This window comes from Stackebrandtia soli, assembly GCF_965137155.1.
GTDB lineage: Bacteria > Actinomycetota > Actinomycetes > Mycobacteriales > Micromonosporaceae > Stackebrandtia > Stackebrandtia soli.
On the sequence record NZ_CBCRZX010000003.1, the window covers coordinates 210,334 to 234,369 of the forward strand.

Sequence of the window (24,036 nt, forward strand, 5' to 3'; positions counted from 1 at the left end):
GCCGGTGGCGCCCGTTCGCGTTGGGCGCGGTCCCGGGCTCGCGTCATCCCGGTGAGGCCGATCGTGATTCACCGACGGAGCTCTCCGGGCCGTGGCGTCGTCGTCAGGTCGGGACGTCTGTCCACTCCGAACATTTCGGCGCGGCGTTCGTTGTCGACGACACGGGGCCGACCCGGTCTTCTTGTTCTCGCGGCCCGGCCCAATCGGTGGCCATCGTTCTGGGCCGAGTGCGGATGCGTTGAACGTCGACGTCTCGCCCGGCCGCACATCCCCACCCACTGTGGAGAGTGAAGAACGCCGTCCGCGTTCGATCCAGGCGTGTCGTGATCTGTGATCAGGAGCGGTCCGGGCCGCGCTACGCGATGGTCGTGACGACGACGATCGGGGCGACCCAGTCGCGGAGCGCGTCGGGCACCTCGTCGACGCAGTCGACTTGGAATCGCTTCTTGCCTTCGGACATCCACAGTGCAGCGGGGCTGTCCGGGATGCGCGCGGGCCGTTCGAACGGCTGCCGGGCGATCACCTCCGCGACGGCTGTCGCCTGCCCGAGGAATTCGGCCTCGGCGACGGCGTGGTCGGCGGTGGACAGCACCGGAGGATGAGCGATCGAGCGTCGTGAGCGTGGCATGTGACGGGTACTCCTTCCGCAAGTACAACGCCTTAACCAGGTAAGGAGTTGCGGTGGCGTGAAGATTTCCACCTTTGGAGGCGAGTGATTCGGTCGCCTCGTCGCGTCCTGCTCGCTCGGAACACGATACTCGGCACCGCCGGGGCCGACACCGGATTTTCGGACCTCGCGGACGCCCCACGCGCGTGATGTCGACAGTCCACAAGGTTTTCCCTGATCACGGCACGATGTTCCATTGCGCATCGGTGGCTGCCGGGCGTTCCGACAGGCGCTCCAGCCACAACGTGCTCGCGCGCACCGACCGCCACCCGCGAACCTCGGCTGGCGGGCCATCGGCTCCGAGATCGAACGGCGGCTTCGACGGGGTCGTCCAGGTGACGGGAGCGACGAGTCCGCGGCGAATCGCCACCACGATCGGCCCTTCGCGCGGTAGGGCGGTCGCGGACGGTGCCCGCTCCGAGCTCACCGCATGCGACTCCGCCGGAGTGACGTCCCGGCCGGACGCCGACGCGCTCCGCGCCGAACGACGCGAGTGCCGCCGACGGCCGGCCGAGCCACCGCGTCGGTCTCGGCCCTGATGCGCTCATACGGCGATATGTCATGCTCGACGACGTGACATCGACGTTGACCCTCGGCGACACCCCCGTCGACCCGCCCGTGGTGCTGGCTCCCATGGCGGGCATCACGAACGTGGCCTTCCGGGGCCTCTGCGCCGAGCAGGGCGCGGGCATCTACGTGTGCGAGATGATCACGACGGCGGCCCTCGTGGAGCGGAACCCGAAGACCCTGCGGATGATCGCCTTCGGTCCCAACGAGGACCGTCGGAGCCTTCAGTTGTACGGCGTCGATCCGGCGACCGTGCGCAAGGCCGTCGAGATGGTCGTGGAGGAGAACCTCGCCGACCACATAGACCTCAACTTCGGTTGCAGCGTCCCGAAGGTGACCCGCAAGGGCGGCGGTTCGGCGCTGCCGTGGAAGCGGCGGCTCTTCGGGCAGGTCGTCTCGGCGGCCGTCACCGCCGCCGGATCGATCCCCGTCACGGTCAAGATGCGCAAGGGCATCGACGACGACCACCTCACGTATCTCGACGCGGGCCGGATCGCCGAGGACGCGGGCGTCGCCTGGGTCGCGCTGCACGCGCGCACCGCGGCCGACCGCTACTCCGGCACCGCCGACTGGGAGACGATCGCGACCCTCAAACAGGCCCTCGGCGTGCCCGTCCTCGGGAACGGGGACATCTGGGAGGCCGACGACGCGGTCCGCATGGTCCAGCAGACCGGCTGTGACGGGGTCGTCGTCGGCCGCGGCTGTCTCGGACGGCCGTGGTTGTTCGCCGATCTCGCCGCCGCGTTCGCGGGCCGTCCGACCCGGGTCATGCCTTCACTCGGAGAGGTCGCCACGATCATGCGGCGTCACGCGGAACTCCTCGTCGACTGGTACTCCGACGCGTCGCTGCCCCGCACCGGAGATGACGCCGGGACGTTCCGGGACCGGCCGGAGAAGCGCCGTCACGTGTCGGCCGAACAGCACGGCGTCGCGGATTTCCGCAAGCACGTCGCCTGGTACCTCAAGGGCTTCGCCGTAGGTGGCGAACTGCGTCGTTCCCTCGCCATGGCGTCTTCCTTGACCGAGCTCGACGACCTGCTCGCGCTTCTCGACCGCTCCCAGCCGTTCCCGCAGGCCGCGATCGGGCAGCCGCGTGGCCGCACCAACAGCCCGAAGAGGGTCACGCTGCCGGACGGGTGGTTGTCCGATCGGGACGACGACGCGGTGCCGGAAGGCGCGGAGCTGGACCACTCCGGCGGTTGATCGGTGTCGTTCGGTGCCGACGGCGGCCTCCCCAGCTCCTAAGCTGATGCCGTGGGAGAACCTCAGGTGATCATGGTCGCGGGTGTCGCCGGGACGGGGAAGTCGACGGTCGGTCAACACCTGGCACACCGGCTCGGCTGGGAGTTCATGGACGGCGACGACCTGCACTCGTCGCGCTCCATCGCGAAGATGTCGCGTGGCGAGCCGCTTGACGACGCGGACCGCCGTCCGTGGCTGTGGTCGATCGGACAGCACCTCGACGATTGGATCGCCCAGGGCGTGAGCGGTGTCGTCGCCTGCTCGGCCCTGAAACGCGTCGATCGCGCCCAGCTGAAGCTGGACCGCTCGTGGCTGCGCATCGCGTTCCTGACGGCCTCGCGCGACGTCATCGCGTCCCGGCTCATCGGTCGCCAGGGCCACTTCATGAAGGCATCCATGTTGGACTCGCAGTTGGCGGCGGAGGAGGTTCCGTTGATCGAGGAGGACGTTCTCGTGTTGTCCGCCGAGTCGCCCGTGCCGGTCATCGTCGACGAGATCATCACCATGGAGGGTCTGTAGGAGGCGCGGGCACGGACATGGCGGCCATCACAGTGGACGGCCGCCATCTGATCGTTATGCGCGGTAAGCGGTCCACGCGTCCTGCATCCGGCTCACTTGTCCAGTGGTGAACTCGAACATGCAACTGTCGTGCGTGTAGTCCATGAAGTTGTGAATCGGGTCGGTACCCGACTTCTTGGTGCACGAGTCGCGTCCGGTCGGACATTCGAAGGCGGGGGACGCCTCGGGAGCCGTGTCGTCGACGTGGTCACCCTTGCCGTTGCATCCACCTTGGAAGGTGTGGTACAGGTTCATCCAGTGCCCGACCTCGTGGGTCGCGGTGTCGCCGAGGTTGTACGGCGCGGCACTGCCGGTCGGCATCGACTCGTTGAGGATCACGACGCCGTCGGTGCTGGAGGCGTTGCGCTGGGGGAACGTCGCCCAACCGAGGAGACCGTCGCCGATGTTGGCGGCGTAGACGTTGAGCGTGTCGTTTCCGCCTTCACGGAGCGCCGACTTCATCTGGCGCTCTTCGGCGGAGCCGTAGCCAACGCCGTACCAGGCGGGATTGACGGTGCGGGTCGTCTTGACCAGCTCGAAGCGGAACCCACTGTCGGGTCCGCCCGTTGCACCCGCGTACGCCTCGTTGAGGACACGGATCTGAGCGTCGATCATGCTGTCCGGCAGGTTACCGCCGGCGCGCGTGTCGTTCTCCATGATCACGTGGAAGACGACGGGGATGGTGACCTGTGCCTGGATCGTCGTCCGGTGGGTGGGAAGACCCGCGAGTATGGAGTTGACCTCCCGCTCACGAGCCACCGCCTGGGCCGGCGACAATTCGTTCGGGTCGTGGACTTCGGTGCCGGACTTGGTACGCAGGTCGGAACCGGGGAGACAGTCATCGGCGGTGACGGCGTCGGCCATCGGGTTCGCGCCGGCGGGAGAGCCGATCGCGATGAGAGCGCAGGCTCCCATTGCCATGACCATTTTGATGAGCCGACGAGGGCGGTTTCGCAATGCAGACTCCTGAAGGGGATGAGACGCGCGAGGCCGTCGGGATGGAGTGACGGGGGAGCGCGTCGTCGGTTGGCAGGTCCACTGCCGACGGAGATCCTAATGGAGGCATATAGCTAAATCAATATATACTCGATCGGTACCGCCACCGGACCGCAGCCTTTCAGTCCCATTCCCAACGGACCCCGTGGATCCCGGCCTGGCACCCCTGGGACAGCAGGTGGACGCGGTGTCGGGCGTCGAGCAACAGCTCGCCGATCTCGTGCGGCGGCGCGGAACGGTCGGCCCGATAGAAGCGCTGACAGCGCACGGGGAGCGCGGCCGGATCGAACTGGAGCTCGAGGAGATAACCGGGGACGGGGGCCTGGAAGGTGCGGTGGATGAACGGTTCCCTGTCACCGGGGCCGAAGTCGAGGTCGAACTCGATCGGCAGGGTGTCGCCGCCGCGCAGGGCGTGATCGAACAGCAGCTCGAAGACGGCGTAGCCGCTTTCGCTGTCATGCCGACTGCGTCCGGCTCGCGCTCCCCGCACGCAGCGCAGATCGACGGTGGCGTCGCGCATCCGGAACACCAGCACCGTTCGAGACAGTCCGTCCGTTTTGGACTGGATGACCCGGATGTTGCGGGATCTCGCCAGTCGTCCCTCGTCGTCGAACACGCATTGCTCGTGAATCCACTGCCACGACAGGCCATGGGAAGGTTCGACGATGGCGGCGTCGCCGGTCGCGAACTGGGCGAGGATGGTCGACAGCGTTCCCGCCTGTGGCGCGAGTTCCGCGGTCGGGCGCGGCCCGCGCGGTCGTCGGGGTCCGAGCAGCGCGATCAGGGCGTTCTCCGGCAGTCCGAGAACGTCCTCGATGGCGCGCAGGGCGCGGAGCGACTCGGGTCGTTCGGGCCGGTTTCCGCCGCGTTGCCAGTAGCTCAATGCCGAGACGCTCACCTTGATTCCCCGGCGGCCGAGGTGGTGTCGCAGACGCTCCAGTGTCAGTCCACTGAGGCGTATCGCCTCGCGGAGCGCGTGTTCGAACGGGCCGGTTCGCAGCGCCTCGGCCAGTCTCTGTCGATCGATGCCGGACGCGGTGGGGCGGATGGCGGGCACGGGACCGTTCATGACACCACCGTGAATATTGTCGTATTGCTATCCGTCAATACGGTATTCGGTCCGAACGTCACCGGCAATGCGGTGGGGTCACGGATATGTCACTGATGGGGCACGGTCGGATGATGTCGGTGCCCATGACTGACCGAGGTCAGGATGCGGGGCGGGACCGTCGCGCCTGAGAGGCGTACGTGTCGACGTACTCCTGCCCGCTGAGCGCGTGAATCGCGTCGCCGATCTCGTCCGTGACGGACCGCAGCGTCGCCGCGGTGGGCTCGTCGTCCGGCCGCTCGAAACGCAACGGCGTGCCGACCCGCAGTTCGAACCGCCGCATCCGAGGAAGCAGGCGCCCACGCTCCAGGATCTCTCCGGTCCCGATCATCGCCAGCGGCACGACCGGCGCACCCGTGTCGAGCGCGAGCCGCGCGATACCGGTGCGCGCCCGATACAGGCGACCGTCCGGGCTGCGCGTGCCCTCGGGATAGATGCCCAGGGCCTTGCCGTCGACGACGTGGGTGGCGCCGGCGTTGAGCGTCCGGGCCGAACTCGTGCCCCCCGACCGGTCGATGGGCAGCTGCCCGACGGCGTACATGAACCGACGCACGATGGCGCCCTTGAGACCCTTCCCGTTGAAGAACTCGTCCTTCGCCAGGAACGCGATCCTGCGGGGGACGAGGACCGCCAGGAACACCGGATCGAGGGCCGACAGGTGATTGCTCGCCAGGATGACCGGCCCCCGGCGCGGGACGTTGTCGAGCCCCCGCACCCTCGGTCGGAAGAACAGCAGGACGAGCGGACGGAGGATCGTCCGAATGGGCCAGTACAGCATCACATGCGCCGCATCCGGGCCGAACGACCCGACATCGTCCGCTGTGGGCAGTGCGGCATGGTGCTCCTTGGGGGCGATTTCGCGTGGGGGGTGTGAACGGTACTCGACGCGCGCCGACGCGCGCAATGTGACGGCGCTCGCCGAGAACGGAGAAGGCGTGCCGAGGGCCCCGCTCGGCGATTCGCGNGGGGCCCTCGGCGATCACCCGTCAGGACGGGCGAACGGTGTGTTAAGGGTTGGTGAATCCGGCGGTGTAGTCGCCGGTGCCGCGGTACGACTCGACGACCCAGCGGTACTCACCGGCGGTTCCGGTGTACGTGATGTCCTCGTCCGGTCCGGAGCTGATCGACCTGGCCACCGTCACCCAGCTGGAACCGCTGAGCTTCTGGAGTTCCAGGTCGAAGTCGACGCCGTCCGGGCCGTCGAGGCAACCCTCGTGAACGCCGGCCGCCGCCGTGTACGCGTACGTCTCGGAGTCTCCCGAAGCGCTCAGGGAACCGGCGTTGATCGACTCGTGTCCGCCGCACAGGCCGGGATCGGTCCCGACGGTCACCGTCTTCGTGGCGGTTCCCGTCTGGCTTTCTGCGTCCGTCACGGTGAGCGTCGCCGTATACGTCCCGGCCGCGTAGGTGTGGGTCGCGGTCGAGCCGGTGCCGGTCGAGCCGTCGCCGAAGTCCCACGCCCAAGCGGTGACGGTGGATTCGCCGGTCGACGCCGTTCCGTCGAAGGTGCACGTCAGCGTCGCGTCATCGCAGTCGACGGTGAACGACGCGCTCGGCGCGCCGGGCTCGCCTCCCTTGCTGCACGCGGGGTCCCCGGTCGTGGGCACGCTGACCGCGTCGAACGCGGCCTTCGTCGCGTTGTACTCCGCGCAGGTGGAGAACAGGGGCGTCGTCGCGGCGAACGACAGGGCCGCCTGGCGGGCCTTCGCGTACGTCCAGGACGACGTCTTGCCCATCAGGGCTCCCATGAAGACCTTCCCAGCGGTCTCGATGCCGATGCCCGGCATCGTGGTGCCGTTGCAGGTGGTGCTGCCCGGAACACCCGGACCGCCCGCCGCGGTTCCCTCCGCGAGGAGGTAGAACCAGTGGTTGATCGGTCCCGCCCCGGCGTGCACCTCGGTGCCGGGGATGCTGGTCGACCAGCACGACGGGTGGCTGTGAGCCGCGGGATTGGGCATGTTCCGGATCGGAACGCCGGGCGAGGACAGGCCGCCTTCCTCACCGACGAGGTAGTCGCCGGGGTCGTGGGGTTCGTCGTTGGGCTGCGCCGAGTACCACTCGGTGAGCGCTCCGAAGATGTCTCCGGCGCCTTCGTTGAGACCGCCGGTCTCGTTGCCGCCGCCGGATCCGCCGGGCGTGTTCTGGAAGATGCCGTGGCCGAGTTCGTGCGCGACGATGTCGGTCGGGGTCAGCTGACGAGCGCTGTCCGAGGAACGTCCGAAGTGGGCACTGGAGCCGGTCCAGTAGGCGTTGACCATGTTCAGGCCCACGTACATCGGGTAGCCGCTGCCGCTGCCGTTGATGCCGTCGCGGTCGAGCCACTCGGCGAGCATGTCCCACTGCTGACCGGCCGCGTACATCGCGTCGACGCACGCGGTGACGAAGTCGGTTCCGGTTCCGTTGCCCCACACGTCATCGGCATCGGTGTACGGGCTGCCGTTGCTCGGGGCGCAGGAGACCCCGGGGCGGTTCGGGTCCCGCATGACGTACTGCGAGCCGCTCGTGGTCGTCGCGAAGTCGACCGTGCCGCCGCGTCCGTTGTAGTAGGTGTTGCCGGTGCCGGCGACGACCTCGGTGATCGTTCCGACGACCTCTCCGGAGTCGGCGTCGACGAACAGGCGCTCCTCGGCGAGAATGCCGTCCTCGTTGGGGGTGACGGCGCTGGTCTCCCACGCGAGCGTGGGGGTTCCCTCTCCGACGTACACGACGAGTCGGGGCGACTCGGCGGTGTCCATGAGGGACGAGATGGTGCGGGCCGAGATGGCGGGCGTCAGATCGTCCAGCGCGAGCGCGGTCTCGAGCGCCGACTGGGCGTAGGCGACGGAGCCGGTGTCGTCGGTGGCGATCACGAAATCGCCGCCCACGACGGGCAGGCCCGCGTGGGTGCGCTCGTACTCGGCGAAGGTGAGGCCGAGGGTGGTGGTGACGTTGACGAGCGTGGTGTCGTCGCGGTCGGACAGGGCGAGACGGGAGTCGTCACTGGCGATGAGGGCTTGGGCACCCGCGACGGCCAGGGCCGTGACGTCGTCGGTGCTGGTGGGCGGGTCGGCGGCGGCCGGTGCTGCCAGGGTGGCCGCGACCAGTCCCGCCGCGAACGCGCACGCGCCGAGGCGCGCGCCGTTGATGGTGGGTCTCATGACGTGTCGTCTTTCCGAAAGTGACGGACGCGGCCGCCACCGCGCCGTGCGGAGCCCGGTCGGAAGGCATGGCGGATGGGCGAAAGGTGTCCGAGAGACGGCCGTCATGGGGCCGGGGACCATGACGACGGTCGGCGGGACGGCAGGGCTTCGATTCGCCGTTCTCGCACACGTCTCTCGGACAAGGGCAAACCTAACGGATCTATCGAAGTGGTCAACGGATTCGATGCGTTGCGGCTCGGAACTCTGTAATGTCGCAAATGGCCACCGTGTGTGCGAGGTCATGACAGGCCAGGTCATCGCCGCTCGAGCCGTCCGACGTCCCGTGTGGACGATGAATACTCTGGATATTCAATCGCGTCTGATGAATCCGGAGGCGATGGTCGGTGCCGGATCGTCGCCGCGCGAACGGATCGAGGGTGGACCATGCCCACGGATCCGCTCGTCCTTCGGTCGCGCTCGATCGCGTCCGTGTTCACTCGATCGGACGCGACGTCGAGTTCCTTCGTCGAGTTCTCCGGTGAGTGGGGGACCAGGTTGGTTTCGGGTGGCGGGCGACCTCGTTCGGGAACCCGAACGCGAACGCGGTACATCCTCGCGGAGGAGCCCCTCTCGTCGGAAGGGGTCTTGAACGGCCCTGACGGGGCAACGGGAACCTCATGCCGGTCACCGGGCCCTCGCGGGCGTGAGTCCTCAGTGGGGCATCGAAACACGCCGGTCGGGAGACTCGAGGATGGGCGATGTCGTCGGCTATCGGGCGATTGCGGCACGCCACAGGGGGCGGCGGGGTGGACACGTGGGCCGTCGCGTCTCGTCGTCACGGATCACCTGCGGCCGTGGCGGTCGGCGGCTTTTCCGACGGCGACTTCGGACGGGCCGTGGTCGACTTCGCGGGTGCCTCGATCCGTCGTCGTCTTGACGGGCACCTTTCGGCTTGGTCGTTGACTCGGTGTGGCGGGACGACCGCCGTTTCGCGACCGTCCCGCTCGGTGACCCGATCAGGGCCTGAACAATCGGGCGTACCGCCCACCGCCGTCGACGCTGAAATCCACGAGCCGCACCGGGTTGCCCGTCGTGTCACGAAACAACGCGTAGTCGCCGGTCGGCAGCCGGACGGGCCCGAACATCCAGTTCAGCTCCGGGTGCAGCGCGCAGAACGCGGCGACGTCCTGGATGCGGAAGATGGGACCGGGGCCCGCCGCGGATTCCACCGGATGTCGTTCCAACATGATCTCCACATAGGGTGATTCGCCGCCCGCGAGCAGGATGGTGTCCTGGTCGGGGCGTGCCACATCCCGAAACCCGACCGCGAGGTACAGCTCCGCCGCGGCGTCCAGATCGTCGACCGGATACATAGTGCACAACAGATCCATGTATGTGACTTTGCCGCATTGGTGGGCCGGGGGCAATCGGCGAAACCGGTGAGGCCGATCGCCCCGAGGCGGGCGGGCGTCACAGTCCGGCTCGGGTCGGGCGCCCACGGTATGGACCGGACGTAGTCTGCATGCGGCGCTGGTCGCCCACCCCCGGGTGGGCGTCGCCGAATCCATCGTGGATTCGGCGGAGGGAACCCGGTTGAAGTCCGGGACTGCCCCGCAGCGGTGAGCGAGAACGACCGCCGTCATGAAGCACTGGGCGATGACCGCCTGGGAAGCGACGGCCAATAGGCCCCGACGCCCCGCGTCGACTGCTCGCGAGTCCGAAGACCTGCCGCGCCCCGCACCGGACGACTCCGGCGCGGCCGACCGTTCGATCGAGGGATGAGAAACGTCATGAGAACCATCAAGGAAGCCGCGCGGCCCCCGTCCGACTCCGCGCTGACCGTCTCGCACATCATGGGACCGCAGGACACCAACCTCATGGGGACCGTCCACGGTGGCGTGATCCTGAAACTGATCGACTCCGTCGCGGGAGTCGTCGCCGCCCGANACTCGGGCGGCCCCGCCGTGACCGCGTCGATGGACGAGGTCGCGTTCCTCGTCGCCGTCCGGGTCGGCGACGTCGTGCACGCCGACGCCCGCATCACCTGGACTGGCCGCACCTCGATGGAGGTCGCCGTCCGGGTGACCGCCGATCGCTGGAACGAATCGGTGCCGGCCACGACCGTCGCCACCGCTCAGCTGGTCATGGTCGCCGTCGACGATCTGGGAAGCCCCCGGGACGTGCCGCCGCTGCGCCGCGTCACCACCGAGGACGAGCGCTCGTATCGACAGGCGACGATCCGACGCTCGCATCGGCTCGCGCTGCGCGCGGCCCTCCGCGAGGAGTCGGAGGCGGCCTGACGCACGGACGTTCGCGCCCGAACCGGGGCGCGAACGTCCGCATCGTCTTCTCAGAGAAGCGACGCGATCCAGGTGACGCCGCCGACCACGACCGCGTAGCCGGGGATCATCAGCAGCGGCCACGGCACCGGTTTCGGGACCATGACCTTGACGTGGAAGGCCTTGTCCCGGTACTCGGGCATGTCCTCGGTGCCGGGCAACACCAGGAAGCGGGGCCGGATCGTGCAGAACAGCAACCAGTCGAGGACGACGAGGTCGTAGACGATCCAGGCGAGCATCATGACCACGCCGAACATCGCGCCGTCGAGGAAGCCCGGCGTGGCGCCGGTTCGGGCCGCGAGGTCGAGCATCGCGATGAGCGGCGTCGCGATCGTCGCGAACAGCAGGACGACGCCGGCGACGACCGTGGCGCGCCGGCCGCGTTCGCTCTTGGGGCCGTAGCGGTCCCGGATCGCCCGTGGATAGTCGTGGACCCACGCGTCGTTGGCGATCAGGGCGGTCGTGACGAGCAGAATCGTGAACGCGACGCAGAACGCGAGCGAGTACGCCAGGCTCAACGGCAGGAGCACCGAGAAGTTCATTAGGGCACCCTAACCTACTCTGGATCGATCGCGACATCCACAATGGTCGTTCGTTTCGAAGCTGAAGGCGCGCTTCAGGTTCGAATGCGTTGATGTCGTACCGCTGGGGCATGATGTGTCTCGGTGGTTTGAGTTGCGGCGCGATTCGCGCCCAAAATCCCAGCGTGTTCGCGTTGCCTCGTGCTGCGCTCGGGCACGCCACGCCACCCGTATATCCTTATTGGATGGTCGCCGTAGGCGGCCGAGAACCGACTGTTTGGAGGTCGTCGATCAGTGGATCCCGCAAGCGACACCACGCGCCGTAGCCAGGTTCGGCTACTGTCGCCCGTCGCGCCCCGCAAACTCGCGAAAGTACCGTTCGTCGAATTGGCGGACGGCAGGGTACAAGGCGTCGTCTCCAGCGGCTCCGACATCGCCCGCGTGTACGTCTCCTCCGTCGCCGCCGAGAGCCTCTCGTTCAGCTGCGGCACGAACAACAACCGGCGCTGCGGCGGCGTGAGCGGCTCGCACTCCTGCAAACACATCGACGCCCTACTGACCGAAGCCGTCGTCCAGTACGGCCTCGATCGCGTCAGCCGCTACCTGAAGATCGAGGCCGACCCGAACCAGAGCATCACCGTCTATATGAGGTCGGCCGGACTGAGCCCCCAGCCGTCCTCCCTCGTCTTCAGTCGCTTCCTGCGCCACCTCACCTACCTGGAGCGCCCCGTGACGACCGAACCCCTCCCCGAACTGCACTGGTTCCCCGCGATGGGGGCGCACTGATGCTCGCCAACCAACTGACCACACTGCTCGCCGACGAAACGACCGGCGTCACCGACGCCCTCAAACTCGTGTCGGACGTCGACGCCATACTCGTCACGGGCCTCGCGCGCCCCGACGCCGATCGTGAAGTCACGCTGGCGGCTCTCACCGCGGCCTTCACCGCGACCCCCCTCGGCGACCGCGTCGCCGAGTCGATCGAGAAGATCAACGCCGGATCGCTCGCCGATGAGCACGTCGTGGCGCTCGCCGCCGCACGCGCGGCGCTCCTCGGCGCGGTTCACGACGCACTGATCTCCGCGATGGACGGCGCCATCGGCCGCGCCCGAGCCGTTTCACCCCCGCCCGCCGTCACCGAGGGCGGCGCCGCGACGGCCGCGCTGCGCGGGGCCGCCCGCTCCTGGCTGGCGGAACTGGCGGTGACGGGCCTCCTCGGTGTGGACGAGGCCTCCCTGTCGGGGGCCAACCAGATCATCGAGGGCCTCTTCGCCGAGCCTGAGGGGCGCCGCCTCGCGGTCCTCCTGGACGGCTTCACCGCCGAGCTGCACGGCTGCGCGCCGATCGCGGCGATGGAGGAGATACCGGCGCGGCGCTGGGCCGACATGTGGACGCGAGCCGAGCTGCTCGCCCGAGACAACATCCCCACCACCGAGAACGAGGTTCTCTCCGGGCGTCTCCTCATCCTCGGCGTCGAGCTCTTCGAACATCCGACGATGTTCGGGGCGCAGGTCCACGGCGTGTGCGAGCCCGCTGACGGCTCCGCCGCACGCCTCGTCCGGATCACGGTGACCGCGCCGAAGGTCGACACGATCGTCGGCCCCGCGATGTGGGTCCTGCTCGCCGACCACCCGAACCTTCTCGCCGCGTTGGCGCAGGGCCGCGCCGTCAAACTGACCGACGCGACCGTGACCCCGCTCGGCGATCTGGCGTGGAACGACGTCGCGGTCTCGCTCGGTGAGGAAGTCGACCCGATCGCGGCGGCTCGCATGTGTCTGAGCGAGGTGGTCGCCCCAGCGGCCTCTCCGGCGGATCGTCACCCGGTCGCGATCGCCGAGCCCGTCTTCATCGAGTCCTACAAGGCCGTCAAGGGCGAACCGGCCCGCTTCGACCTGGGCGGCGCCGTTCTCGACCTCGACATCGCGCACCTTCCGACGGCTGGTCCGATGACGGCCAAGCACGTGACCGCCTCGACGGCGTGCGTCGGTCTGCTCCGGTGGGACGCGGGGACGTGGCGGCTGCGGCCGTTGGCGGTCCTCACACCCGTCAAGCGTCAACCGACGGTCATCCACAACGGAGAATGGGCCGCCGGTCCGACCGATCCGAAGGTCGCCAAGGCCTTGGAACGCAACGACTCCGTGCGAGTCCTGCGGGAACGAGCGGGAAGGCTGCTGCGCACATGAACACCGACTCCACCCCCGCGCAGAACCGGCGCCAAGTCCTGTACTGGCGGATGCTGTCGCGACTGTTCTCCGGCGAGGAGCAGGCCACTTTGGAGTCCGCGAGTGTCGACATCGTGGACGACGCCGGCCTCCCCACCGTCCTGCTCGACCCGCAGGTCTCCGTCGACACCGTCGTACAGCGCTTCCCCGAACTCGCGGCCGAGTTCGACGGCCTCATGGACCTGGAACCCTCCGAGGACGACGAGGAGACCCCGGTCGGGGCCGCCGAGGTTCGCCGCGCGGCGCTGGTGTCGAAACTGCTGATCAACGTTTTCGCGACGGGCACGGGCGACGTCGACGCCAACCAGCTGTCCACCTGGCAGAAGGACGCGGGCTGGCTAGAGAAGGCATTGGGTTGTGAACCCGGTCAGCTCAAGAACCATCCCGGCGGTGACGAGGTCGGCGGGATGCTGACACAGATCGAGGGCGACCTCATCTCCCGAATGCGTCTGCGAGAGGTACTCGCCGACCCGGTGTTGGCGAAGAGCCTCACACCGAGCATGTCGCTCATCGAGCAGCTCCTGCGCGACAAGCACAATCTCTCCGGTGTCGCGTTGGCCAACGCCAAGGCGTTGATCCGCCGCTACATCGACGAGGTCGCCGAGGTCCTGCGTACGCAGGTCGAGTCGTCGAGCGTCGGGCAGATCGATCACTCCATCCCGCCGAAACGCGTGTTCCGCAATCTCGACATCCAACGCACGATCTGGAAGAACCTGACGAACTGGAGCCCGGAGGACGAGCGGCTCTATGTGGATCGCCTGTTCTTCAAGCAAACCGCGCGGAGGACGACCCCGGCGAAACTGATCGTGGTCGTCGACCAATCCGGTTCGATGGTCGACTCCATGGTCAACTGCACGATCCTGGCGTCCATCTTCACTGGTCTACCCAAAGTGGATGTCCATTTGATCGCCTTCGACACCCGCGCGATCGACTTGACGCCGTGGGTGAGCGACCCGTTCGAAACGTTGATGCGCACCAATCTCGGTGGCGGCAACGACGGCCCCGTCGCGATGGCGATGGCTCAACCGAAGATCACCGATCCGCGCAACACCGTGATGGTGTGGATCTCCGACTTCTACGAGTTCGACCGTTCGCAGGCGCTGTACGACGGGATCGCCTCCGTCCACCGGTCCGGAGTGAAGTTCATTCCCGTCGGCTCTGTCAACAGTTCCGGCAGCAACATCGTCGACCCCTGGTTCCGGGAGCGCCTGAAGGCGCTCGGCACGCCGGTGCTGTCGGGCAATGTCAAGAAGCTCGTGTTCGAGCTGAAGAAGTTTCTCACCTAGGAGTATGTCCATGAATGATCTGTTGCGCGCCCCCGCCGAGGTGAAGTACGCCGAGGAACTGGACTGGTTGGAGTCCATCGACGACGGAGCGAAGCCGTTCACATGGCGGTTGAGTCCCCGTATGGTGCGGCTGTTCATCCTCGGTTCCGAACGCGCCGACGGTCTCGATCGTGAGGTCGAGCAGAAGTGGTTCGGCGACCGCAGTTTCGTCGAACGCGCCATCGTCACGCTCGCGTCCGACCGGGGCCTCCTGCTCATCGGTGACCCGGGCACGGGCAAGAGTTGGCTGGCGGAGTTGTTGTCCGCGGCGATCAGCCGGAACTCGACCCTGGTGGTCCAGGGCACGGCGGGGACGACCGAGGACCACATCAAGTACTCGTGGAACGTGTCCATGGTGATCGCCAAGGGCCAGTCGAAGGACTCGATGATCCCGTCGCCGATCATGACGGCGATGGAACGCGGCATGATCGGCCGTTTCGAGGAGCTCACCCGCTCCACGAGTGACGTTCAGGACGCGCTGATCTCGATCCTGTCCGAGAAGTACGTGTCCATTCCGGAACTCGACGACGACAACACCGTCTTCGCCAAGCCGGGCTTCTCGATCATCGCGACGGCGAACAGCCGCGACAAGGGCGTCAACGACCTGTCCTCGGCCTTGAAGCGCCGCTTCAACTTCGTCCGGATCCCGGTGGTGACGAACAAGCGCAGCGAGACGGAGATCGTCCGTTTCCGTACGACGGAGCTCCTGCGCCGTCACTCCATCGACCTGGACGTCCCGCCGACCTTGCTGGACATCCTGCTGCAGAGCTTCGCGGACCTGCGCACGGCCGCCGCGTCCGCCACCAACGAGGAGGACAAGCTGGAGTCGGCCCTGTCGACGGCCGAGCAGATCGGTGTTCTGGAGGACGCGATCCTGCACAGCAACTTCTTCGGAGACAGGGTGCTGAAGGCGGGCACTCTCGCCGGGTCGCTCGTCGGATCACTGGCTCGTCGCAACCCCGAGGACCTCGCGATCCTCAACAAGTACCTGCACGGAGTGATCGAGCCGCGCAGTAAAAAGGACGGTGGAGATTGGACCGAGTTCCTCGACGGCGGCCGACAGGCGATCGCGACGTTGTCATGACGAATGACCCGTTCGGCGCGTTGCGGCGGCAACTCGACGATGCCGCCGCCACCTTCGCCGACTCCCACGAGACGCTCGCCGAGATCCTCACGGGCCTCGTCGACGACGTCGACCGTGCCCTGCGCGAACGCCTGGAGATCTTCCCGGTGTGCCACCACTCGCCGGCCTCCGCGCTGGCGATGGCACGTCGCCTCCGCGAGAAGACCCCCTCGGTCATCTACCTGGAACTGTGCGAGGACATGCGGCCGATCCTGGCCGAGCTGCACAACTGCGAACTTCCAGTCGCGTTGCAGGCGTTCGCTTCTAGGCTCGACGGGCACGATCCCGGTTCCGGGCCGCTGTCGGTGATCGCGCCGATCACGGAGGCGTCCGCCGAGTACCAGGCGATCGCCTACGCGTTGCAGACACCCGGCGTCGAGCTGGTCCTCGTCGACCGGTCCACCGACCACGTGTTCCAGTGGGCGGCGTCCACCGAACCCGACGCCGACCCGGACACCAAGACCGAGCCCGAGGATTCCGCGCTGCACGGTGACGCCGTCGGCGTGGAGATCGGCGATCTGCGTCCGCGCTTCGCCGAACTGGAGGAGCACCTCCTGCATCACGGCAAGGTCCGGCACTGGTCGGAATGGTGGGATCAGTACGTCGAGCAACCGCTCGTGGGCGCCGACTACGCCACGTACCGCCAGGTCATGGCGTTGATCGGAAGCCTGTTCCGGCGGCTCACGCCACCGGACAGCCGCCGTTTCGCGGTCGATCTCGACCGTGAACGGTACATGTGGACGCGAATCCGGGAGCACCTGTCCGAATCCGGCGCCGACCCGGATTCGTGCATGTACGTCTGCGGCGCGTTCCACGCGTCCAGTCGGGTGGACGAGTTCGGGCTCGACGCACCGCCGACGTCCTTCACGATCACACCGCGCACGGAGACGAAGTGGCTGTACGGGCTGATCCCGTCGAGCCACTCCGCGATCGAATCGCAGTTCGGGCTCGCGCCCGGTTCGGTGTCGATCGCCACGGCCACCTGGAAGAAGGCACGCTCCCGCACGCGGGTCAAGCCCTTCGCGTTGACCAGCAAGCTGAAGAACGGAACGCTCTCGACGGCGGTCGTGCCCGCCCCGCGAAGGCCGGTGGACGATCAACTGACCGGGTTCCTCGGCGAACCGCCGGACGTTCGGGGCCTCGACGAGGAGGAGTTGCTCGGCTGGTGCGTCGACATCGTGCGGCTCGCCCGAAAGAACGGCTACCTCGCCAGCACCGCCGACGCGATCGCCGTCTTCGAGACGTCGATCCTGTTGGCGGGCATGAGACACCGGGCGCGTCCGACACCGTACGACTTCCAGGACGCGGCCGTCACCTGCATCGAGAAGGAGACGGTGCCGGGGCGACGCGACGTCCGCCACCTGTGCGAGATCCTGCTCGGTGGGGACCGGATCGGTCGAGTCGGGTACGACGCGCTGCCTCCGTTGGCCCGTGACGTCTTCGATCGGTTGAAGCCACTCGGTATCGAGTCCTCCAAACGGACCGTCCAACGTGTCCTCATCGATCTGACGGCCCGTCCGGAGCTCGCGCCCGCCGCGAGGCTGTTGTGGATGTTGCGGTACCTGCTGCCGAGTCACATCGTCCGCAACATCATGGGCGCCTGCACACTCGACGAGAAGTCCATCCAGGAGAGCTGGGACGTCTCGCTCGGGCGTGACGTTCGACCGCTCATCGAGCTGGGCTACGAGGGTGTCACCGTCGAACAGGTACTCGAGCAGCGGCTCCGTCGTGTCGCGTGGGCCGACAAGGCGACGGCGGCGACCGCGCTGGCCGCCGTGGAGGACGCCATCGTCTTCCTCGACAACCCGCGCCTCGTCGACGAACTGGGCAACCGCGCGGTCGAACTGCTCGCGGCCGAACGCACGGTCGACGACGCGCCCGAGGTGCTGCGCCGTATCCGGCGGCTGCTCGCGTACTACCGCACGCGCGGCACCACGCTTCCCGGTTGGTCGGAGTCGTTCGTCAAGGTCGGGTACGCGCACTACTGCACGCTCCTGCCGACGGCGTTCGTCGACGACCAGACGGGTATCCGCCAGGTCGCGGCGATGATCGGCTTCCTCGTGACGATGGAGGCGCTCGCCCTGTCTCTCGGTTGCGATCGCGCGCAGCTCGAACTCGCGGTGAAGCAGTCACATCCGGAGTCTCCGGGGAAGGTCGCGCTGCGTTGGGCGGCGCAGTTCCAACTCGGCACGTTGACGCTCGTCGAGCTTCGGGAACGCTGCGACAGTCTGCTGGCGAATCCTCTCGTGGTCGGTTCGTTCCCGTCCTACCTGAGCGGCTTCGTGCAGACCCTCGAGTCGATCCCCCGGCTCACCTCCTTTGTGGTCGAACTGCTGTCCAAGGCGTTCGGGCGGCTTCCGGACACGGTGCTCCTGCCATGGCTTCCGAAACTCATCAAGACGTTCAAGGACCAGGCTCCCGACCTCGTGCCGCTACTGGCCCGCGAGGCGGGTCGCACCTTCCCGGCGAGGCTCGGTGCCCTGAACGCGTGGGTTCCACCGTGGCTCGCAGCCCCGTCGGCGCCCGTCGTCGACGTGGCGGCACACGGCCCCGTCGCCGCGCTGCTCGACAGGCATCGCGAACCGACCGATGCTCTGTCCACGCTGCTTGGATGTGAGGGTGAGTGGGCCCCGGTGTCGGCCGACGCGCCGATGGGGTCGGCGTCGACCGAACTGCTGGCGGCACATCCGGAGTCGGCGGCGAGCCTGGCGGTGCTGGTCGGCTGACCGCCCGATCATCGTTCGGACACGCGAAGACGCGAGGCGCGGCATTCGTTGCCGTGCCTCGCGTCGTGCGGTCGTCCGGACGCGGACTCGGCGGGATCCTGAAAGGATCTTCAGTCGGCTTTAGCGTGGCTTCAGCGTTGTGGGGGTAGCGTCGACCTTGGGGAGGAGGCCGGAGGCCCCCGAGTCGCCCGCGCTGGGTGGTCGGGAGCTCGGCCTGGAATTGATCATAGTGGACAGGCTTCGCTCATCATGTTCGCTACTAGCTGCACCGCAACGCTTCTCGTGAGTGTTCCAGATCATGGTCTCAGTCCGGGAAGGCGGCGCTAGCATTCGCCCATGACGCAGACACGGGTACACGAATGGTCCGACGACACGCGTCGTCACTGGACGGAGGAAGCGGCCCGGCCGGTCCGTGTGTACGTCACCGAACCCCGGACGCGTCTCCCCGGAGCGCCGACGATCCTCGTCTCGCACGGCACCGGCGGCTCCGCCACGACGATGCGGTGGGCCACGGAGCCGTTCGTCGACGCCGGTTTCGCCGTCATCGGGGTCGACCATCACGGCAACAACTACATCGACGGCTACGCGCCGCAGGCGTTCGCGGCCTGGTGGGATCGTCCGCTCGACCTGTCCTTCGCTCTGGAGCGCTCCGCCGATGTCGCGACGGGTCCGGTCGGCGCGTTCGGTTTCTCGCTCGGCGGTTACACGGTGGCCGCGCTGCTCGGCGCCCGCGTCCACCCGGATCGTTTCACCGCTCTCGTCGGCGGTGACATCCCCATTCCTCCCGTGCCCGAGTATCCGGACCTGCGCGACGCGATCATCGACGCGACGACGGTGGAGGAACGCGCCACCTGGGCGGGCCTGGCCTCCGCAGACCTTCGCGACGCGCGCGTCGGTTCGGCCTTCCTCGTGTGCCCGAGTATCGGGCCGATGGTCGACGAGGACAGTCTCGCGTCGATCGACCGCCCGATGGCCGTCCGGTGGGGCGGCGCCGACACCATAACGCCTGCCGACGAGAACGGCCGACGCTACGCGCGGTATCTCTCTGATGTGGATGGATCTTCCGCCGGAGACGACGTCGAACACTATTGGTTCCTCGCCGATGATCCTGACGGCGTCGACGTTCGTCGCGCCGTGGCCACGGAGGCGGTCGCCTTCTTCACGAGAACCCTCGTCCCGCAGGGGTCATGAGAAAACCAGGGTGCGGTTCGACCCGGTCGCTGGAACAGTGGCGGGCATGAATCTACTCAATGTGATCGATGTCGAGGCCACCTGCTGGCCCGGCAACCCCCCACCGGGCCAGACGAACGAGATCATCGAGATCGGACTGTGCGTCGTGGATCTCGACAGTCGATCGAGGATCGAGAAGCACCAGATCATGGTCCGCCCACAGCGTTCCACCGTCAGCGCGTTCTGCACCGAGCTGACCGGTCACACTCAGGCCGATGTGGAGGCGGGCATGTCGTTCACCGCCGCGTGTCGTCTTCTCGCCGACGAACACGACGGTTGGAATCGGCCGTGGGCGAGCTGGGGTGACTACGACCGCAACCAGTTCCGCCGGCAAACTCGCGACAGTCGGGCGCCGTACCCGTTCTCAGATGAGCACACGAACGCCAAGCGCGTCTTCACCGAGGCGCTCGCGCTGCCCCGTCGCCCGGGGATGGCCGGCGCGTTGAAGACCGCGGGACTGCCGCTCGAGGGCCGCCACCACAATGGGGCCGACGACGCGTGGAACATCGCCGCGCTCGTCCTGCACCTCGTCGCCCGCGACGCCTGGCCCACCTCGGGGGCGGACGCTATCGTCGACGCGTGACGTCGGCGAGAGGAGACGCCCATGCCAGGTACCGGGTTCGTGCAGGTGGTGACGACGGTCGGTTCGCGCGAAGCGGCCGACGCGTTGGCGCGGAGCGCGGTCGAGGCCAGGGTCGCCGCCTGTGCGCAGGTCCTCGGTCCCGTCACGAGCACCTACTGGTGGGAGGGCGCCGTCCAATCGTCACAGGAATGGACGGTCACCTTCAAGACGGCCGTGTACGCCACTCTCGAGGAGCACATCAAACGGCTCCACGACTATGACGTGCCCGAGATCATCGCGACGCCGATCGACGCCGGCCTTCCCGCCTACCTCGACTGGATCGCTCGTGAGACGACCCCGCGAGACGTCAGGGCGTCAGATCCCTGACCGCCGTTCCCGTCTCGGGGTCGAACGGGAACGACACATGTTGATGGATGATCTGCCATCGATCACCGGCGCGGCGGAACACCCGCGTTCCCCGTGACCACGACTCGACGGTCTCGCCGTCGGGCCCCTCGTGCCGCGTCCGGTTCAAGCCCCACGTGACGGCGATGTCGTCCCGTACGACCACACGAAGATCCGGTACGTCCCAACGGAACCCGCCGTCGACCTGGTCGAAGTCGCGGCGAAGCGCCTCCCGAAGGTCGTCGGTTCCGTCGTGGACGAGCGGCACCTCGGGTTCGTACGACACGACGTCGTCGGAGAACTTCGTCATCACGGCGTCGAGATCCCTCGCCGCGCCGTCCTCGAACAACTCGTTCAGGTCGCGGCGAACCTCCGCCTCGCTCGCGCCGGAGTCCGATGAGGGTTCCTCGCCACGAAGATGCCTGTCCAGCTTGTCGAAGCGTTCCGTCCAGCCCTGCGCGTTCAGGTCTCGAGTCGACGCCGGGAGTCCGGTCTGAATGAAGGTCATCTCGGTCATCGTTCCCTGATCGGCGAAGACGACGGTGATGAGCGTCTGCTGCTCGGAGTGCCCCTCGCCGTCCTGCTGGGTCAGCGTGAATATGAGCCGTTTCGGGTCCACCGTCTCGCGGAACAGCCCGAATTCGCGTCGATTCTGCCCGGTCTCCGATTCGGAGTCGATGTACCACGTGGTGTCCGCCCGCGCCTCCACTCGGCCGCGTGTCACCGTGTAGCCGTCGGGGCTGAACCAGGCGGAGAGGTCCTCGGTGTTCGCCCAATTGCGGTAGACCTCGGCGCGCGGCGCGACGAAGGTGCGAATGATCGAAAGCGGAACCGACACCTCGCCGGGTTCAAGTGTCGCCATCCCTACCTCCTCGTGTCGCGCTCGGTATGGGTATCACGACGTTATGTCCCTGAGCCGGGCGACACGCCCAGCACGCGAAACGGGCGCCCCCGACGGTGTGGGCGCCCGTTTCGTCGATGGGTCTAACCGACGACGGCCTTCGGTCGGTCGACTTCGGTGGCCCTCGCCTCGGCCAGCTGAGCCTCCATCCCGCTTTGCGTCCGCAGGGGCACTTCCTTGATGAACAGGACGACGAGGAACGACACGGCCGCGACGGCCGCGGCGATGAGGAAGATCGTGGCGGTCCCGTCCCCGTAGGCGGCACGGACGATGTCGGCGAGCGGGGCCGGCAACTCGTCGAGCTGTCCGATGCCGACCTCTTCGCCGCCCGGAGCGTCGGCGACGTCGATCCCGATGGCGGCGAGGCCGTCGGAGATCAGGTTGCCGACCCGGGTCGCGAGTACCGCGCCCAACACGGACACCCCGACGGTCCCACCGAGCGATCGGAAGAACGCCACGGTCGAGCTGGAACTGCCCAGATCGGATGGTGCGACGGAGTTCTGCACGGCCAGCACGAGGTTCTGCATGAGCATGCCCATGCCGACGCCGAGGACGAACAGGTAGGTGCCGATGAGGACCATGTTCGTCTCGTGGTCGATCGACCCGAGCAGCGCGAAACCGGCGACCATGAATGCGCTACCGGAGACGAGGAAGATTTTCCAGCGGCCGAAACGGGTGATGAGCCAGCCCGAGCCCGAGGACGTGATCATGGAGCCGATCACCATCGGGAGCGTCAGCAGTCCGGACTCGGTGGGAGAGTAGCCGCGCGCTATCTGGAAGTACTGGCCGAGGAACACGGCGCCGCCGAACATCGCGGTGCCGACGGCGATGCTGGCGACGGTCGCCAGGACCGTCGTTCGGTCGCGGAACAGCCGCAGCGGGATGATCGGGTCCTTCGCGCGGGCCTCGACGATGATCGCCAGGGCCAGGAGGGCCACGCCGATTCCCGCCACTGCCCACGACGTCGTGGAGTTCCACGCGAACTGGTTTCCGCCGAGCGTCACCCAGATCAGGAGCGCGCTGACGCCGCTGGCGATCAGGCCCGCGCCGAGGTAGTCGATGTTGACGGGGCGTTTGATCACCGGCAGGTGCAGGGTCCGCTGGACGACGATGAGCGCCGCGACGGCCAGGGGGACTCCGGCGAAGAAGCACCACTGCCAGCCCAGCCAGCTGGTGTCGACGATGAGGCCCCCGAGGAGTGGCCCGGCGACGGTCGCGACCGACATGATGGCGGCGACGGGGCCCATGTACTTGCCGCGCTCGCGTGGGCTGACCATCGCGGCGATCGCGATGACGACGAGCGCCTGGAGTCCGCCGAGGCCGAGTCCCTGGATGACACGCCAGACGATGAGGACCTCGGTCGATTGGGACAAGCCGGCGGCGATCGATCCGAGAGTGAAGATCGTGATCGCGATCTGGATGAGGAGCTTCTTGTCGAACAGGTCGGCGAGTTTGCCCCAGATCGGGGTCGACGCGGTGGAGGCGAGCAGGGTCGCGGTGACGATCCAGGTGTACTGACTCTGGGAGCCGCGCAGTTCGGTGATGATCGTGGGCAGCGCGATCGAGACGATCGTGGACGACAGGAAGGCCGTCATCATCGCCATGAGCATGCCGACGAGGGCCTTGACGATCTCCGAATGCGACATGCGCCCGGATTCCTCGGCGGACAGTTCCGTCGGCGCGGCGATGGAGGCGTCCGGCGCCTGCTCGCTGGTCGTTGACACGAATGGTCTCCCGATTGACGTTGACCGGTGGCCTCGGCGGATCACGCGTCGATGCGTCACCACTGATGAATGGAGAATGCGGGCCGAGGAATCCCACCATGAATTAATTGCTATCTGCAACCATATCGAGGGCGCGCGGGACCGGCAACGCCGATCGTCGTCTTCCGGTGTGATCTGGTTCTCTCGCGACGGTGGTCGGGCAGGTGTCGACGCCGCCACTACCTCCCGGTGGAGCGCCAGGTCACGGGCGAACGGTGAGTCGGGTCACCGCAGGTCGGTCGAGTGGAGTTTGCGCAGCAATCGGACGAAGTCCGCCAGCTCCGCGGCGTCCCACGTGTCGAGGGCGACGCGCAGCCGCTCACGTCGTTCGGAGCGTTGCCGCGCGATGGTCTCCTCGGCGATCGGTTCGAGTACGACGAGGCGGGCTCGCGCGTCGCTCGGATCGGGAACGCGGCGGACGAGGCCCAGGCGTGCGGCGGCGTCGATCTGACGCGTCACGGTGGACTTGTCGAGCGCGAGCATCTGCGCTATGTCGGAGGATCGACGCGCGCCGTTGGTCAGGAGCGTCAGCATCGGGTACGTCGTCCGGTCGAGCCGGGGATGGACCTCGCGCGCGAGGTCGCGGGTGGCGGCTCGCGAGGCGCGAAAGAGGGTCTGTAGTTCCTCTTCCAGCTGGCGTATCACGTCGTCGCCGGTCACGG

21 protein-coding genes, 1 pseudogene and 1 riboswitch are annotated in these 24,036 nt (G+C 67.6%); of the genes and pseudogenes, 12 read left to right on the forward strand and 10 right to left on the reverse strand.

Annotated elements, in window-relative coordinates:
* Positions 1–355: 355 nt before the first annotated feature.
* The gene (locus ACM9NP_RS03350) at positions 356–628 is read right to left on the reverse strand and encodes a hypothetical protein (protein ID WP_415645059.1); all 273 of its coding nucleotides are present in this window, start codon (positions 626–628) and stop codon (positions 356–358) included.
* 600 nt (positions 629–1,228) lie between these two features.
* Between ACM9NP_RS03350 and dusB the strand changes: the two genes are divergently transcribed.
* Positions 1,229–2,437, forward strand: coding sequence for a tRNA dihydrouridine synthase DusB (gene dusB / locus ACM9NP_RS03355; protein ID WP_415645060.1), 1,209 nt, complete (start codon positions 1,229–1,231; stop codon positions 2,435–2,437).
* A 51-nt stretch (positions 2,438–2,488) separates the two neighbouring features.
* Positions 2,489–2,995, forward strand: a complete 507-nt coding sequence (locus ACM9NP_RS03360) for a gluconokinase (protein WP_415645061.1) — start codon at positions 2,489–2,491, stop codon at positions 2,993–2,995.
* A gap of 54 nt (positions 2,996–3,049) precedes the next feature.
* On the opposite strand, the gene ACM9NP_RS03365 is transcribed toward ACM9NP_RS03360, so the two are convergent.
* The 5 genes from ACM9NP_RS03365 to ACM9NP_RS03385 form a co-directional block, all read right to left on the reverse strand.
* Complete coding sequence (locus tag ACM9NP_RS03365) at positions 3,050–3,955, reverse strand: zinc metalloprotease (protein WP_415645062.1); 906 nt, start codon at positions 3,953–3,955, stop codon at positions 3,050–3,052.
* A gap of 196 nt (positions 3,956–4,151) precedes the next feature.
* Positions 4,152–5,099 carry a hypothetical protein gene (locus ACM9NP_RS03370; protein WP_415645063.1) on the reverse strand — a complete coding sequence of 316 codons (948 nt, stop codon included), beginning with the start codon at positions 5,097–5,099 and terminating at the stop codon, positions 4,152–4,154.
* Positions 5,100–5,238: 139 nt separating this feature from the next.
* The coding region (locus tag ACM9NP_RS03375; RefSeq protein WP_415645064.1) for a lysophospholipid acyltransferase family protein at positions 5,239–6,102 on the reverse strand (864 nt) is incomplete at its 5' end.
* A 43-nt stretch (positions 6,103–6,145) separates the two neighbouring features.
* Entirely contained in the window at positions 6,146–8,275 is a 2,130-nt protein-coding gene (locus ACM9NP_RS03380; protein WP_415645065.1) for a M4 family metallopeptidase, read from the reverse strand.
* 998 nt (positions 8,276–9,273) lie between these two features.
* Positions 9,274–9,648: a VOC family protein gene (locus tag ACM9NP_RS03385; RefSeq protein ID WP_415645066.1), complete on the reverse strand. Its 375-nt coding sequence runs from the start codon at positions 9,646–9,648 to the stop codon at positions 9,274–9,276.
* Between the two features lie 163 nt (positions 9,649–9,811).
* Positions 9,812–9,986, forward strand: a riboswitch (cobalamin riboswitch).
* A gap of 61 nt (positions 9,987–10,047) precedes the next feature.
* Between ACM9NP_RS03385 and ACM9NP_RS03390 the strand changes: the two genes are divergently transcribed.
* Positions 10,048–10,203, forward strand: a 156-nt coding sequence (locus ACM9NP_RS03390; protein ID WP_415645102.1) for a hotdog domain-containing protein, incomplete at its 3' end; no start/stop codon positions are given.
* 1 nt (position 10,204) lies between these two features.
* Positions 10,205–10,557: pseudogene (locus ACM9NP_RS03395) on the forward strand (acyl-CoA thioesterase); the annotation flags it as partial.
* Between the two features lie 50 nt (positions 10,558–10,607).
* Here ACM9NP_RS03395 and ACM9NP_RS03400 read toward each other — a convergent pair.
* Positions 10,608–11,138, reverse strand: coding sequence for a hypothetical protein (locus ACM9NP_RS03400; RefSeq protein WP_415645067.1), 531 nt, complete (start codon positions 11,136–11,138; stop codon positions 10,608–10,610).
* A gap of 273 nt (positions 11,139–11,411) precedes the next feature.
* On the opposite strand from ACM9NP_RS03400, the gene ACM9NP_RS03405 reads away from it, so the two are divergent.
* From ACM9NP_RS03405 to cutA, 8 genes are all read left to right on the forward strand, one after another.
* Positions 11,412–11,903, forward strand: coding sequence for a hypothetical protein (locus ACM9NP_RS03405; protein WP_415645068.1), 492 nt, complete (start codon positions 11,412–11,414; stop codon positions 11,901–11,903).
* Entirely contained in the window at positions 11,903–13,300 is a 1,398-nt protein-coding gene (locus ACM9NP_RS03410) for a hypothetical protein (protein ID WP_415645069.1), read from the forward strand. Before ACM9NP_RS03405 ends, ACM9NP_RS03410 begins: the two co-directional genes overlap by 1 nt.
* Complete coding sequence (locus ACM9NP_RS03415; protein ID WP_415645070.1) at positions 13,297–14,625, forward strand: VWA domain-containing protein; 1,329 nt, start codon at positions 13,297–13,299, stop codon at positions 14,623–14,625. The genes ACM9NP_RS03410 and ACM9NP_RS03415 overlap by 4 nt, the downstream gene beginning before the upstream one ends.
* A 10-nt stretch (positions 14,626–14,635) precedes the next feature.
* Entirely contained in the window at positions 14,636–15,748 is a 1,113-nt protein-coding gene (locus ACM9NP_RS03420; RefSeq protein WP_415645071.1) for an ATP-binding protein, read from the forward strand.
* Complete coding sequence (locus tag ACM9NP_RS03425; RefSeq protein WP_415645072.1) at positions 15,745–18,513, forward strand: DUF5682 family protein; 2,769 nt, start codon at positions 15,745–15,747, stop codon at positions 18,511–18,513. The genes ACM9NP_RS03420 and ACM9NP_RS03425 overlap by 4 nt, the downstream gene beginning before the upstream one ends.
* 336 nt (positions 18,514–18,849) lie before the next feature.
* Positions 18,850–19,704, forward strand: coding sequence for an alpha/beta hydrolase family protein (locus tag ACM9NP_RS03430; protein ID WP_415645073.1), 855 nt, complete (start codon positions 18,850–18,852; stop codon positions 19,702–19,704).
* 46 nt (positions 19,705–19,750) lie between these two features.
* A complete protein-coding gene (locus tag ACM9NP_RS03435; protein ID WP_415645074.1) occupies positions 19,751–20,326 on the forward strand; it encodes a 3'-5' exonuclease in 576 nt (191 codons plus the stop codon).
* Positions 20,327–20,347: 21 nt separating this feature from the next.
* Positions 20,348–20,692, forward strand: coding sequence for a divalent-cation tolerance protein CutA (gene cutA / locus ACM9NP_RS03440; RefSeq protein ID WP_415645075.1), 345 nt, complete (start codon positions 20,348–20,350; stop codon positions 20,690–20,692).
* Here cutA and ACM9NP_RS03445 read toward each other — a convergent pair.
* The 3 genes from ACM9NP_RS03445 to ACM9NP_RS03455 form a co-directional block, all read right to left on the reverse strand.
* Positions 20,673–21,572, reverse strand: coding sequence for an SRPBCC domain-containing protein (locus tag ACM9NP_RS03445; protein WP_415645076.1), 900 nt, complete (start codon positions 21,570–21,572; stop codon positions 20,673–20,675). The genes cutA and ACM9NP_RS03445 overlap by 20 nt on opposite strands.
* 122 nt (positions 21,573–21,694) lie before the next feature.
* Positions 21,695–23,257 (reverse strand): MFS transporter, encoded by a 1,563-nt coding sequence (locus ACM9NP_RS03450; protein ID WP_415645103.1) that lies wholly within the window; start codon positions 23,255–23,257, stop codon positions 21,695–21,697.
* A gap of 342 nt (positions 23,258–23,599) precedes the next feature.
* Entirely contained in the window at positions 23,600–24,034 is a 435-nt protein-coding gene (locus ACM9NP_RS03455; RefSeq protein ID WP_415645077.1) for a MarR family winged helix-turn-helix transcriptional regulator, read from the reverse strand.
* Positions 24,035–24,036 lie beyond the last annotated feature (2 nt).